11 protein-coding genes are annotated in these 12604 nt (G+C 73.1%); 5 read left to right on the top strand and 6 right to left on the bottom strand.

Annotated features, from left to right (window positions below):
• Window positions 1–9: 9 nt before the first annotated feature.
• A complete protein-coding gene (locus tag ACFUJY_RS17615) occupies window positions 10–768 on the top strand; it encodes a DeoR/GlpR family DNA-binding transcription regulator (protein ID WP_383300014.1) in 759 nt (252 codons plus the stop codon).
• 59 nt (window positions 769–827) lie between these two features.
• Here the strand turns inward: ACFUJY_RS17615 and ACFUJY_RS17610 are convergent, their stop codons facing one another.
• Entirely contained in the window at window positions 828–1964 is a 1137-nt protein-coding gene (locus ACFUJY_RS17610; RefSeq protein WP_383300011.1) for a DUF4037 domain-containing protein, read from the bottom strand.
• Between the two features lie 231 nt (window positions 1965–2195).
• Window positions 2196–2690 carry a DUF6461 domain-containing protein gene (locus tag ACFUJY_RS17605; protein WP_383300010.1) on the bottom strand — a complete coding sequence of 165 codons (495 nt, stop codon included), beginning with the start codon at window positions 2688–2690 and terminating at the stop codon, window positions 2196–2198.
• A 170-nt stretch (window positions 2691–2860) separates the two neighbouring features.
• Here ACFUJY_RS17605 and ACFUJY_RS17600 point away from each other — a divergent pair, with 170 nt between their 5' ends.
• Both ACFUJY_RS17600 and ACFUJY_RS17595 read left to right on the top strand, forming a co-directional pair.
• Entirely contained in the window at window positions 2861–3256 is a 396-nt protein-coding gene (locus ACFUJY_RS17600; RefSeq protein ID WP_383300007.1) for a Rid family hydrolase, read from the top strand.
• A 65-nt stretch (window positions 3257–3321) separates the two neighbouring features.
• Entirely contained in the window at window positions 3322–3543 is a 222-nt protein-coding gene (locus ACFUJY_RS17595; protein WP_383300296.1) for an e9imm peptide, read from the top strand.
• Window positions 3544–3589: 46 nt separating this feature from the next.
• Here the strand turns inward: ACFUJY_RS17595 and ACFUJY_RS17590 are convergent, their stop codons facing one another.
• Window positions 3590–4333 (bottom strand): class I SAM-dependent methyltransferase, encoded by a 744-nt coding sequence (locus tag ACFUJY_RS17590; RefSeq protein ID WP_383300005.1) that lies wholly within the window; start codon window positions 4331–4333, stop codon window positions 3590–3592.
• A 253-nt stretch (window positions 4334–4586) separates the two neighbouring features.
• On the opposite strand from ACFUJY_RS17590, the gene ACFUJY_RS17585 reads away from it, so the two are divergent.
• On the top strand, window positions 4587–5840 hold the full coding sequence (locus ACFUJY_RS17585) for a glycosyltransferase family 4 protein (protein ID WP_383300002.1): 1254 nt from the start codon (window positions 4587–4589) through the stop codon (window positions 5838–5840).
• Window positions 5837–6685 (top strand): hypothetical protein, encoded by an 849-nt coding sequence (locus tag ACFUJY_RS17580; RefSeq protein WP_383299999.1) that lies wholly within the window; start codon window positions 5837–5839, stop codon window positions 6683–6685. Before ACFUJY_RS17585 ends, ACFUJY_RS17580 begins: the two co-directional genes overlap by 4 nt.
• Before the next feature lie 97 nt (window positions 6686–6782).
• Here ACFUJY_RS17580 and ACFUJY_RS17575 read toward each other — a convergent pair whose 3' ends face one another.
• From ACFUJY_RS17575 to ACFUJY_RS17565, 3 genes are read right to left on the bottom strand one after another with little or no spacing between them, the layout of a single operon-like run.
• Window positions 6783–9710: a hypothetical protein gene (locus ACFUJY_RS17575; protein WP_383299997.1), complete on the bottom strand. Its 2928-nt coding sequence runs from the start codon at window positions 9708–9710 to the stop codon at window positions 6783–6785.
• 2 nt (window positions 9711–9712) lie between these two features.
• Window positions 9713–11560: an HSP90 family protein gene (locus tag ACFUJY_RS17570; RefSeq protein WP_383299995.1), complete on the bottom strand. Its 1848-nt coding sequence runs from the start codon at window positions 11558–11560 to the stop codon at window positions 9713–9715.
• 49 nt (window positions 11561–11609) lie between these two features.
• Complete coding sequence (locus ACFUJY_RS17565; RefSeq protein ID WP_383299992.1) at window positions 11610–12593, bottom strand: hypothetical protein; 984 nt, start codon at window positions 12591–12593, stop codon at window positions 11610–11612.
• Window positions 12594–12604 lie beyond the last annotated feature (11 nt).

Genomic DNA, 12604 nt, shown 5'->3' with positions numbered 1-12604 from the left:
GGAATGCGGATGCTGGCTGCTGAACGGCGCGACCACCTGCTCGGGCTGCTCGCCCGCGAGGGGAAGATCGTGGCCAAGGACGTCGCCGCCGAACTGGGCATTTCCGAGGACAGCGTGCGGCGCGACCTGCGCGACCTCGCCGCCGAGGGGTTGTGCCAGAGGGTGTACGGCGGCGCCCTGCCCGCTTCCCCCGCGGTGGTGGACTACGACGCCCGGCAGACGGTGGCCCCGGACGGCAAACGGAAGGTCGCCTCGGCGGCAGCCGCGCTGGTGCGGCCGGGCGGCTCGGTGATCCTCGACGGCGGCACCACCGCCCTCGCCGTGGCGCGGGCGCTTCCGAAGGACCTCGCCTGCACGGTGATCACCCACAGCCCGACGATCGCCGCGACCCTGATCGACCACCCGCGGGCGGAGCTCTTCCTCCTCGGGGGACGCGTCTTCAAGCACTCGGCGGTCACCTGCGGCGCCGCCGCGGTCGAGGCCGCCCAGAACGTCTCCGCCGACCTGTGCCTGCTCGGCGTCACCGGCGTCCACCCCGATGCCGGACTGACCACGGGGGACGCCGAGGAGGCGGCGATGAAACGCGCCCTGTCCGCGCGGGCCGCGGACACCTACGTCCTCGCCTCCTCCGAGAAGATCGGCACGGCATCCCCGTACCGCGTCCTGCCGTGGGACAAGATCACCGGGCTGATCACGGACCCCGATGCCGACGGCACGGTGATCGAGCGACTCGGGGCACTCGGGGTCGAGGTGATCGTCGCCCGCTGACGTCGGAACGCGGGAACCCGTCCTTGACGGCAGCACCCCGGCGCGCGGGCATCCGTGCGTCACTCGCGGGTGCCGGGGCCGTCCGGTGCCGGGGGCAGCGGGTGCCCAGGGGCTGTCGCGCGCGTGACGGCGCGGGCGAGGTACGGGCGGCCGAGGGCGTCGGCGCTGTCGACGAACTGGTCCACGGCGCCGGTCGGCGGCAGGGCGAGGACGGCCGGGTCGGTGATGCGGGCGGTCAAGGCCCCGGCGAGGCGTTCGGCGCGCAGCACCCGGAACGGCCGGTCGTGGTAGGGCCGCGTCGCGGGGTCGACCGGGTCGCACAGGCCCAGGCGGTTCTGCTCGGAGGCGACGCTCTCGTAGGCGTGGGCGAGGTGGCGCTCCCGGGTGTGCCAGTCGGTCGCGGCAAGGGCGGCGGCGAGGACCGGGGTGAGGGCGGGCCCCCGGGGGGTGCGGGCGAAGGCGCTGCCGAGCCATTTGCCGTACGGCGGGTAGCGGCGGTCCATGAGCAGGCAGAGGCGCATCAGATCGCGCACCAGCCGGGCGGCGACGACGGCGGAGCCGAGTTCGTCGCCCACCTCGCCGCAGCGTCCGACGAAGGCTTCCTCCTGGGCGATGCGCTGCCACTGGCAGGCCAGGACGTGCCGCCAGACGTCGTCGGGGTACCAGCCGAGGGCGGTCCGGGCCGGCCCGAGGCGGCCGAGGCCGTCGTGGAAGACCGCGCCGGCCGTGACCTCGGCGAGACGCTGGGTGGGCGCGGCCAGCCAGTCCTCCAGGGTGACGCCCCGGCCCGGGTCGAACCCCAGTCGCGCGGTGAACCAGGTGCTCGCGTCGGCGACTTCCACCCGGTGGCGGACGGGCCCCTCGGTCGCCCGCATGACCCCGATGCCCGCCTCGCCGGTCTCGTCGAAGTGCGTCGGGTAGCCGCAGAACGACTTCGGCAGGCGCTCGGAGAGCAACTCCGTGATGGCCGCTCCGTGACGGGCGACGTCCCTCGGGTGCAGGAAGACCTGAAGACGGGGCCCCCATTCGTGGTCCGCGGAGCGGGCGGTGTCGAATCCCAGGACCTCCGAACCGCTGCCGAGACGGCCGGCGGAGTGCGCCGGCCCGGGGACGGCACGGTCGAGCAGCGGCTTCACGGCTTCGAGGTAGAAGCGGCGCGAGAGTTCCAGTCCGGGAATGAAGGGCGGCGTGGTCATACCGACGAGGGTGCCGCACCGGCGGTGACCGGTCGAAGCCATTTCCGCGCCCGGGGAACGCCGATGCCGCGAAGCGCGCACCTTCGCCCCCGGTTGGACGGCTCGGACACGGTCGCCACCGTCGACGTCTATGCGGGTGCGCACACCGACTGGCCTGCGGCTCCGGCACGATGTGACCAGGAGCCCGAAAGCACTCACGCACGCGGCGCGGTGATCTCCGGGTGCCCCGGCTCAGGGCATGTCGAGTTCGGGCAGGGAGAAGAATCCGGTGATCGCCCGCACCGTTCGTTCCTCGTCGTCGCCCCTGTCGAGATCCGCCGCCGTCCCCACCAGGCGCGCCGCCGTGAGTGCGGGCAGCAGCAGGTCGGGCTCCTCACCCACCCGGTCGCGCGGGTTCTCGAAGCTGAAGCCCGTGATCAGGCTCCCGTCGCGGAAGTACTCGAACCGGGGCCGATGTGCCTTCGCCCAGCACGGCTCGGTGACGAAAACACCGAGTTCACCGCCGGGCGGGCACAGCCGTCCGTAGTGGGCAAGGTCGTAGTCGCCGCTCTCCCAACTGAGCATGTCGTGCATCACCAGTCCCCAGTCGGCTCCCCGGCCGTACGCGAGTGGCATCCGCCGCTGGTCGAGGAGCCCCCGCACGAGCGTGTCCAGAGACAGCCCCCGGAAGAAGACGACATTGGTTTCCGCGTGGTGCGGGAGCGCGCCGTATATCCAGTGCTTCATGCCGAGCACCGTAGAGGACGCCACTGACACAGCCGGGCGACCGTCTGCCCGATGAGGCGTCGACGAGGCGCCGACCGCCCTCGGCAGCGCTGTACCCGCTTGACCGTGCGCGGCTTCGTTCACCTCCGCTCCCCTGATTGAACCGCGGCCCGCCCCGGTATAGGAACGGCATGACCACCCATGAGATCGGCCCGCGCATGGTGGGCGAGCGGCTGATGTACAACCGAGCCGTCCGCGTGGAGGCCCCGCGCAGTTGGCTGTTCCTCTCCGGCCACGAAGCCCGCGACGACGCCGGCGGCATCGCCCACCGGGGAGACATGGCCGGACAGATGAGACTGACGCTGCGGCGGCTGGGTGAAACCGCCGCCGAGGCGGGGATGGCGTTGGCCGACGTGGTGCAGATCCGGATCATGACCACCGACCTCGCCGCGTGCAAGGCACACTACGACGTCCTGCTGGACGGACTCGCGACCGCGGGCTGCCGACCGACCAGCCTGCTGGCGGAGGTCAGCGCCCTGTCCGACCCGGACATGCTCATCGAGATCGAAGCGGTGGCGGTGCGCTGAGCCCCTGTCGGGGCGGTCGCTGGGCGCGTTACGGTGCTGGCGGCGGAAGGGGCCCGATGAGTGCGATGGGGATGAGCCGCGCGGAGGCCGTCGCGCTCGTGCAGCGCGTCATGGATGCGGCGTATGCCTCCGACGACGAGATGACGGAGGCGCTGGAAAGGCTCGACAGAGCCCTGGCATGCCCCTCCGGTCACGTCAGTGACCTCATCTACTGGCCTCCGGAGCGAGAGCTCTCGGCCGGCGAGGTGGTCGATCAAGCCCTGGCGTATCGGCCGATCGCATGCTGAGGCGAAGCCCGGACGGCTTCCGGGGCCGGCCACGCTGCGGTGGGGCTCACGGCTTGTGGGTGACCCAGAGCGCTTCGGCCGGCCAGTGGTGTGCCCAGTCGGGTGGGTCCGTCTTGTTGTAGCCGTTGGCCGCCTCGGGGTCGGGGCGTGGTTCGATGAGGTCGTCGATGACGAGCCCCGCGCCGCGCAGGACCCTGATCCAGTCGCCGTAGGTGAGCTGGTAGCTGACCGCGCCCTGGTCCTCGTCGATGGCGTCCAGGCCGAAGTAGTCCCGTTGCAGCGTGGTCGTCGCGCGGCTGGTGGCTTCGTCGTAGCAGGCTTCGAACCAGGGGCTGGCGACGTTGAAGACCAGGCGCCCGCCGCGCCGCAGCACCCGTGCGGCCTGGGGGACGGCCAGGTGCGGGGGCGCCCAGCTGAGGCCGCCGTAATCGCAGAACACCAGGTCGAAGCTGTCGGCGGCGAACGGGAGCTGTTCGGCGGCGCCCTGCACCAGCGGGTAGCGGGCCGCCGGCCCCATCGAACGAGCCGCTGCGGCAAGCTGCTCCTCGGACAGGTCGAAGCCGACCACCGCGGCCCCCTCGGCGGCGAGCGCCCTGGACCACTGACCGGCACCGCAGCCGAGCTCCAGGACGCGTTTGCCGGCGACGTCGCCCAGCGCTCGCAGGTGCGCGTCGGGGATCGCGTACGTGCCCCACAGTCGGGGCGTCGCGCCGATCCGCGCGTCGTGTCTGTCCTGGTAGGCGCCGCTGATCTGATTCCAGAAAAGCCTGTTGCCGGAAATGCTGTCCACGGAGCGACCCAAGCACCACCCGCCCGGGGCGGTCAACGTGGTTACGGCGGGCGGCTACCGCGACCGCCGCGCGGCGTCGGGCGGGAATCGGCGGATGAATGCAAGCGGCGGGCGTTCCCCAGCGCTGCGGTCACTCCCGGTCGTGCTGACGGGCCGCGAAGTCATCGTCCACCGGCCCATTGCGGCAGGTCAGTCGGACCGGGCGGGCGGCCGGGGAGGCAACCTTCCGTACGAGCCGTTCGTCCTGTACTGCATGCGAATCTCATTCCTCATCCACAACGCGTATGCGATCGGAGGGACGATAACCACCACGTTCAACTTGGCCCGCGCACTGGCCGATCGGCACGATGTGGAGATCATCTCCGTGCTCCGGAGCAGGGAACGCCCGAGCATCGCGCTCGATCCGCGTGTGCGGCTGCGGCCCCTGGTCGATCTGCGCCACGAGAAGGACGACCCGAGGCACCTGACGCCGGCGAAGGTCTTTCCCTCCTCCGAGTACCGCTACGGCGAGTACAGCGCCCTGACCGATGAGCGCATCGGTGCGGCGCTGGCCTCGCTCGACGCCGACGTCGTCGTGGGGACGCGGCCCGGGCTCAACATCCACCTGGCCCTGCACGCGCCCGCGCGTGCGGTGCGGGTCGGACAGGAGCACCTCACGCTCGACCACCACCCCCCGCGGCTGCGCAAGGCGTTACGACGGGCCTATCCGCGGCTGGACGCGATCACCCCCGTGACGGAGGCGGATTCGGCCGTCTACCGGCGCAAGATGCGGCTGCCGGGTGTACGTGTGCAGGCGTTGCCCAACAGCGTCCCTGCCCCGGTCCTCGCGCCGGCGGACAGCCGGGGGCGCATCGTGGTCGCCGCCGGGCGGCTGGCACCGGTGAAGCGGTTCGACCTGTTGATCGACGCCTTCGCCGATGTCGCGGCGACGCATCCCGACTGGCAGTTGCGCATCTACGGGAGGGGTGAGGAGCGGGAGCGGCTGCGTGCGCTCATCGAGCGGCTCGGGTTGTACAACAACGTGTTCCTGATGGGTGCGGTCGCCCCGATGGAGGCCGAGTGGGTCAAGGGGTCGGTCGCGGCGGTGACCTCCGATCTCGAGTCCTTCGGCATGGCCATCGTGGAGGCGATGAGCTGCGGGTTGCCGGTGGTGAGCACGGACTGCGCGTACGGCCCGGGCGAGATCATCACCGACGGGGAGGACGGCCGGCTGGTGCCCGTCGGGAACCGGGACGCGTTGGCCGGAGCCTTGCTGGACCTCGTCGGGGACGACGAACTGCGCCGCCGCATGGGGCGTAACGCGCTGGCGAACTCCCGGCGCTACGGCCCCGCACACGTCGTGGTCCAGGCGGAGCAGCTGTTCGAGGAACTGCTGGCCGCCCGGCGTACGGGCCGAGCGGTGACCGGGACGGGCAGCGCCTTGACGAGCAGCGGATTCGCTGCCCGGGACACCATGCTCGTCGCGGCCGGCAGCGTCGCGAGGGCCGTGCGGAAGGTGCGACGATGAGCGGCGAGGGTGACGGTGTGAAGGGACTCGTGGAGAATCCCCGGGCGTCGGTGACGGCACAGGCCGGAGGGCGCCTGCTCGTACGCGTGCGGCTGCCCCGGGCCACCTCGGCGCATCCGCGGCTGCTCCTCCAGCCGCGCCCGAAGAAGGGGCGGCCGGAGGAGGCCGGGCGTTCTCTCGTGCTGGAGCCCGTGGGGACGGACGAGTGGCAGACCGTGGTGGAGACCGACCCCGCCCTCGACGAAGGCCGCTGGGACGCCTACGTCGTGTCCGGACCGGGCGAGGACCGTGTGCCGTTGCTGCCCGGCCCGCGCGATCTGCGCGGGCTGGTGTCCGGTGGGGACGCCGAACGGCGCGCGCCGGTGGCGGTCCGGATTCCGTACGCCACCAAGGACGGCCGGCTCGCCATCCGGGCCTGGCGGCGCGCCACGCACGCGGAAGCCGGCCGGATCACGGTCGCAGCCGACGCCATGACGGTGTCGGCGCGGCTGTACGGTGCCGGTCTCGGCGAAGGCGCGGAGGTGTCGCTGAACCGGCGCGGGCGGGAGTCCGCGGTGGCCCGGTTCGCGCTGAGCGCCGAGGGGGATCAGGACTTCTCGTTCACCGTCGCTTACCCGGACCTCCTGGCAGAGGCGGCGGGAGGGACAGCGGTGGTCTGGGACGTGTTCGTCCATCCGTCCGCAGGTGCGCCCCGGGTGCGGGTGGCCCGGCTGATGGACGACGTCGCGGACCGGAAGACAGTGTTCGTCTACCCGACCACCACGCTGGGCGGGGTGTCGGTGCGCCCGTACTACACCCTCGACAACGACCTCTCCGTGGAGATCGCACCGCGGCCTTCCCGCTGAACGTGCCCGGTCCTCGGGCGCGCGGGCACCCGCCGGTCGCGCCGCCGGCTCACCGAGCCTCCGCGTGCGTACGCGGAGGCCCGGTGGACTCGGTGTGTCACTGGCCGTCGCGCAGCCGCGCCGCCAACGCGGCCAGGGGTTCCGTCGCCTCGGCGTGGCCCAGGGCGGCCAGGCGCGGGACCGCCGCGTCGAGGCGGGTGAGCGCGGGGGCGGTCCGTTCCAGGTAGATGCCCTCCACGACGCCGGCGAGCCGGACGCACTCGGCCCACTCTCCGGCGTTCTCCGGTCCCGGCTCGCCGAGTCCGCCGAGGGCCTTCTCCAGGGCGGTCAGGGCGTCCTCGTACTGCCCGGCGTAGGCGTGGACCCGGCCGTGTTCGTAGGCGAGGGCGGTCTCCAGGGTGCGCCCGTGGGGCTCGTACCCGGCGGCGCGGGCCTCGTCGGCCACCCGGCCGGCGTCCGCGAGGCGGGCGAGGGCGCCGGGAAGGCCGTCGGCGCCCTGCTGCTCGGCCTGGAGGCGGGCGAGCTCACGCAGGGCGTTGCTGAGCTGTTCGTACCGCGGGGCGCGCGCGTGGGCGGCGAGCGCCTGTCCGACGGCTTCGCCGGCCCGGTCGAAGTCGCCGGCCTCGCCGAGGAGCACGGCCGTCTCCGCGGCGATCATGGCGTGGCTGCCGGGGTCGTCGTCCCAGTCCGCCGACTCGGCGGCGAGTGCGACGAACTCCGCCGTGGCGGCCTTGAGGTCCTCCCCCGCGTGCAGGGCCCGGGCGCGGATCAGGCGCAGTTGAGCCGCGAGCCGGTCGTCGAGCTCGCCGGCGGCGACGTCCGGTTCGGCGAGGACGGAGTCCAGGAGGGCGATGGAGTCCTCGACCCGTCCCAGTTCCAGGCTGAGCTGGGCGGCGTTGCTGTACGTGCAGAACGCGCCCGTCCGCTTCCCGCGGCGGAGGTCCAGTTCGGCGGACCTCGTCAGGTGTCGCAGCGCCTCGTCGGGGCGGCCGAGGTGCATGCACGCCTCGGCCAGATCGGCGTGGAGGCTGGGGGTGTCGGCGACCACGGCCGGCCACTCGGCGGCCAGGCGTACGGCCTCGGACAGCCCCGTGTGCGCCGCCTGCGCGTCCTGCAGGCCGAGCTGGACGCGGCCGCGCAGTCCGAGGGTGCGGGGCAGATGCCAGGCGGGGCCGTGCTGTCGCAGTCGGTCGAGGAGGACGTCGAGCTCGGTGAGAGCGGTGGGCAGGTCGCCGGAGACGGCGTGGGTGCCGGCCCGCAGCAGGGCGGCCCCGGATATCTGGACCGCCAGGTCGTGCCGGGTGGCGAACGTGTGCAGCAGCTCCACCTCGGCGAACGCCTCGGCGACGTGTTCCTCGCTCCCCGCCGCCTGCACGCGCAGGCCGCACAGGGTGGCGCGGAGCCGCAGCAGCCGGCCTTCCTGGTACGGGGTCAGTCCGGGCGTCTCCTCGTGCAGCCGGACGATGCCCGCGTGGGCGGCGGTCAGCGTGGCGGCCTTCTCCTCGGTGGCTTCGGCGGCCTCGGCATCGGCCACGGCCGCGGAGATCACCGCTCCGGCACGGGCGACCGCCGCGTCCCCCGGAAGCCCGGCGGTCTCGTACAAGGCGGCGGCCTCTTCGTGGAGGGCGGCGGCCTTCGCCTCCTCGTCCACGTCGGATGCCCGGCCGGCCTCTTCGTCCAGCAGGTCCGCGCGCAGCCTCGCGAGCGGGCCCGCGGCCGGGTCCTCGGGGTGGGTGTAGCCGGGCGCGGCGACCAGGGCGCGCAGCCGCTCCCAGCAGAGCTGCGCGTCGGGGTGCCCCTGCTCGTCCAGTTCCCGTGCCCGGGCGATGAGCTCGGGGACCGTGTCGGGAACGGCCGACGTCCTGGGGGCCGGGGGTGCGGCGGCCGGGGCGGCCGGGACCAAGTCGTCGAGGCCCCGGGTACGCAGCGTCAGTTCCAGCGCGTCCAGCAGCGGTGCGCGGTCGAGGCGGGCCTTGCGCCGGTCGGCGTGGGCCGTGGTGCCGTTGCGGGCGTCGAAGCGGGCGGCGAGGTCGTCGGCGCGGTCCCGTACCTCCGCGCACAGGCCGGCCACGGTCCAGGCGCGGCCCGCGTACCCGGCGGCCGGCAGCTCGCCGTGGCCGAGGGACTCGACGCGCCGCAGCAGGACCTCCACGCCGGTGAGGAAGTCGAACTGGCCCAGCGGCGAGTCCACCTCGGCGAACAGGACGCGGTTCTCGGCGAGCAGTTCGAGACCGCGGGCCTCGTTGCCGGTCAGGGCGCAGAACTCCAGGTGCCGGCCGACCTCCCCCGCCATCGAGGGGTTGCGCCGGCAGCCCCGGTAGCCGGCCAGATGCAGGGCGCGGGCCCGGTCGGTGTCACCGGCGCGCAGCAGGGGCAGCAGCGCGTACGAGAGGGAGCGGGCGGGCTCCTCCTGGCAGCTCTCCTTGCCGTCGAGGACGGGTTCCCAGGTGTTCAGGGCGCGGGCGTCGTCGCCGGCCGCGAGGTGGTGGAGGGCGCGTTCGCAGATCTCGCAGGCTTCGCAGTCGCTGAGCGGGGTGCGGGCGCGGGCCGCCCACAGCTCGTAGGCGGGGGCGGTGTCCTCGCCGGTGTGAGCGGCGAGCTGATAGGTCTGCGCGTAGTACGGCTGGAGGCCGAGGCCGGCCTTCTCGTACCGGTCGCGCATCTCGGTGAGCCACTGGCGCAGACTGGCCAGCGGGATCTCGGGCAGGGCGCGCAGCGAGTTCGCCACCCACTTGAAGCGCCAGAACAGCAGATGGCGCAGCCGGTCGGTGAAAACGTCGGGCTGCTCGTCGAAGAGGGTCAGCAGGCGGGCGAAGACGACGGGTGCCTTGCGAGGTTCGGAGCCGTAGGTGTACGCCTCCTGGAGTTCGAAGAGCGTACGGACGAGGGCCAGCGGGTCCTCGAACCGTTCGGCCGCTTCCGCGAGTTCCTCGGCGGCGACGGTGCGGGCGCGGCCGTAGGGGCGCTGCTGGTTCTCCTGGAGCGCGTCGTACAGCTCGTCGGTGTTCTGGGGTGCGGTCGGCATCGTCAGCTGTCCTTGCGGAGGGCGTGGGCGAGGAGATCGAGGAATGAGCGGTTGATCAGGCTGGTCTCGGCAGGCCTGAGCGGGCGGCGGGACAGCATCGCGGCCTGCCCGTACAGGGCTTCGGCACTGGTACGCGCCAGCTCCGGTTCCTCGATGGCGGCGGCGGTCCGGACCAGCGGGTTGAGCTGGTTGAGGATCAGCTGGGCGCGCGGGACCTCCTGGCGCAGGGCGCCGAGGATGTCGCCCCACACCCCGCCCTGCTGCTCGCGGGCCAGCTGGGAGCGGGTGCGCTCGTGCCGGGCGTCCCTGCTGTCGATGAGCAGGGCCGGGGCGGAGGCCGGCTGGAAGGTGCGCAGCGCGACGTCGCAGTCGAAGACCGCGAGGGCGTCGCGGGCCAGGGCGAGGTACGGCGCCGCGGCGAGCTCCGTCTCACGGTCGACGGGGTCCAGATGGGCGGTGAGCGTCGCGGGGTCGAGGTCGGCGACGGTGACTTCGGGCCGGATCTCGGGGAGCCGGTGGACCAGTTCCCGGTCGTAGGTGTAGCCGCCGTTGACGACGCCGAGACCGGCGGCCGAGGCGATGGCCGCGACCTGCCGGAACTCCTCCACGCTGGCGGTCACGAGAACGGTGCGGTGCGTACGGGCGAACTCGTCCAGGGTGGCGGAGCCGTCGGTGGTCTCGAACGGAATCCAGGGCAGCAGCATGCGCAGGATCTCGTCGTCGTGCACCGCGAGCGACTTCACGGCGAGGTGGTGGGCCCCCAGGAACCGGGCGAGCAGTTCCGGGTCGCTGGCGGCGATGCGGGAGATCCAGGCGCGCAGCCGTTCGGCGAGGGCGTCGCGGACGGCGGCGAGGGTGTCGTCCTCGTACAGGGACTCCCGGGAGGCCGTGGGGCGCAGGCTCTCGGCGTCGACCACGCAACGGACGAAGAACGCCCAGTCCGGCAGGATCTCCTCGGCCTGCTCCGACAGCAGCATCCCCTTGACGTGCACGCGATGGCCGTGGCGGCGGCCGGTCGGCACCGCCTCGGGCAGCACGCAGGCGATGCCCTTGAGCCCCACGGCGGGCAGGTCGAGATCGAGGGTGTCCAGCGGCTCGAACCCGAAGACCTCCGTGCCGTAGGCGGCGAGGGCGCGGGAGCGGGCCCCCGGGGTCGGGTGGGTACGGGCCCAGGGCGCGGGCTCCGGGTTGATCCGTGCGGGCGGGCCGCCCTTGCCGTCGTCGACCGTCACGGGGTGGCGCAGCAGCGAACCGAAGTGCCGGGCCAGGGCGGCGACCTGCGCGGGGCGGGTCCACTCGCCCGCGTCGGAGCGCGGCGTGAGCGTGACGGTGGTGCCGGGGTGCGGGCGGGCGGAGGCGGGCAGGGTGCGGACGGTGTAGCTGCCGTCGCCGCGGCCCCGCCACTCGACGGCGGGAGCATCGGGGGTGCGGGCGGAGCGGCTGAGGACGTGGATCTCGTCGGCGACGAGGAAGCAGGAGAGGAGTCCGATGCCGAACTGGCCGATGAAGTCGCCGCGCTGCTCGGCGATCCGTTCGGCGCGCTTGCTGCTCCGGCCGATCGTGGCGAGGAAGGCGTGGACGTCGTTCTCGGTGAGTCCGACGCCGTCGTCCTCGACACGGACGACGGCCCCGTCGGCGTACAGGCGGATTCCGAACGCGTCGGCGGGGGCGCCGGGTTCGAGGCCGTGCCGGGCGGTGAGCGCGTCGACGGCGTTCTGCAGGAGTTCACGCAGGTAGACGCGCGGGCTGGAGTAGAGGTGGTGCGAGAGGAGGTCGACGAGACCGCGCAGATCCACCTGGAAGGTGCGGTCGTCGCCGGTCTGTCGCGAGGCGGTGTCGGGCGATGTCATCGGGCAGTCCGGGAGAGGAGGAGCGGGCGGGTGGAAGGGGGGTGGGTGCTCAGGCGCGGCGCTGGTGGCGGGCGAACTGCTTCTCCGGGTCACCGAAGTAGGCCCACGGCCAGCTGGTGAAGGCACCGTCGAGCTCGTGGAAGACCCGCTTCGCCGTCTGTCGTTCGCCGGCCAGCGAGAGGGCCATCGCGAAGATGTTGAAGTCGTGCTGCCAGCCCAGGCGTCGTTCGTAGGCGGGGTGGAGAATGCTGCGCTCGGCCGCGCGGCGCAGTTCCTCATGGATCTCGGGGGTGTTCAGGCAGCCCGTGTCGTCCGACTCCACCCAGTCCTCGATGTGCGCCATGGGTATCGCGCAGCCGATCCGGTCGCCTTCCGGGGCGTGGGCGTACGCGTCGCGGGCGAACCGCAGCGCCTGGCCCGGCTCACCGCCCCAGCGGGGCTGCAAGTGGGAGATCCACTCCATGTGGGTCTCCAGGTCCAGCGGAGCGCGGCGCAGGGCCGCGTCGAGCCGGGCCTCCGTGATGTCGGCGCCGAGGGACATGCCGCGGCCCGAGGTGAGGAGCCGGCGCCACGGTGTGACCCACTCGGGCCTCAGCTCGGCCGCTTCGAGGAGCTGCTCCTCACCGATGCGGAACCGCTCGTGGAAGATCCGCCACTGCTCCTGCGTCACCTGCGACGCGCGGGCGGCGGTGCGTGCCTCCCAGCCCCACTTGATGTGGCGCGCCCCCGCGATGAGCAGGGCGGCCGCCCGGTGCTCGTCGTTCTCCTCGACCGCTCGGCCGATCCAGTCCTGCACGCCGTCGATTTCTTCGAGTTCGTAGAGGATCTGGTGGTCGCGGCCGAGGTCGAAGGGCGCCAGTGCCGCCTTGACCGCCTCCCAGTCCCCCGCTCCGGCGGCCTCGACGAGTGCGAGCACCCGTACGTCCCCGAGCGCCCGCAGGGTGTACATCCCGTTCTGCTTGCGCGGGACGGGAAGCGCGTGCGGGCCGGCCGCCGGTCTCCCCTCGGTCCTGCCGAACAGCTTGCCGAACATGCCGCGCCCTC

This window comes from Streptomyces sp. NPDC057249, assembly GCF_042669245.1.
Lineage (GTDB): Bacteria > Actinomycetota > Actinomycetes > Streptomycetales > Streptomycetaceae > Streptomyces.
This window is presented reverse-complemented; position numbering and strand designations above follow the sequence as displayed.

Coding starts and splice junctions, on each gene's coding strand:
- ACFUJY_RS17610 (WP_383300011.1), bottom strand. CDS start 1,964: ATGACCACGCCGCCCTTCATTCCCGGACTGGAACTCTCGCGCCGCTTC.
- ACFUJY_RS17605 (WP_383300010.1), bottom strand. CDS start 2,690: ATGAAGCACTGGATATACGGCGCGCTCCCGCACCACGCGGAAACCAAT.
- ACFUJY_RS17580 (WP_383299999.1), top strand. CDS start 5,837: ATGAGCGGCGAGGGTGACGGTGTGAAGGGACTCGTGGAGAATCCCCGG.
- ACFUJY_RS17575 (WP_383299997.1), bottom strand. CDS start 9,710: ATGCCGACCGCACCCCAGAACACCGACGAGCTGTACGACGCGCTCCAG.
- ACFUJY_RS17565 (WP_383299992.1), bottom strand. CDS start 12,593: ATGTTCGGCAAGCTGTTCGGCAGGACCGAGGGGAGACCGGCGGCCGGC.
- ACFUJY_RS17615 (WP_383300014.1), top strand. CDS start 10: ATGCTGGCTGCTGAACGGCGCGACCACCTGCTCGGGCTGCTCGCCCGC.
- ACFUJY_RS17585 (WP_383300002.1), top strand. CDS start 4,587: ATGCGAATCTCATTCCTCATCCACAACGCGTATGCGATCGGAGGGACG.
- ACFUJY_RS17595 (WP_383300296.1), top strand. CDS start 3,322: ATGGGGATGAGCCGCGCGGAGGCCGTCGCGCTCGTGCAGCGCGTCATG.
- ACFUJY_RS17570 (WP_383299995.1), bottom strand. CDS start 11,560: ATGACATCGCCCGACACCGCCTCGCGACAGACCGGCGACGACCGCACC.
- ACFUJY_RS17600 (WP_383300007.1), top strand. CDS start 2,861: ATGACCACCCATGAGATCGGCCCGCGCATGGTGGGCGAGCGGCTGATG.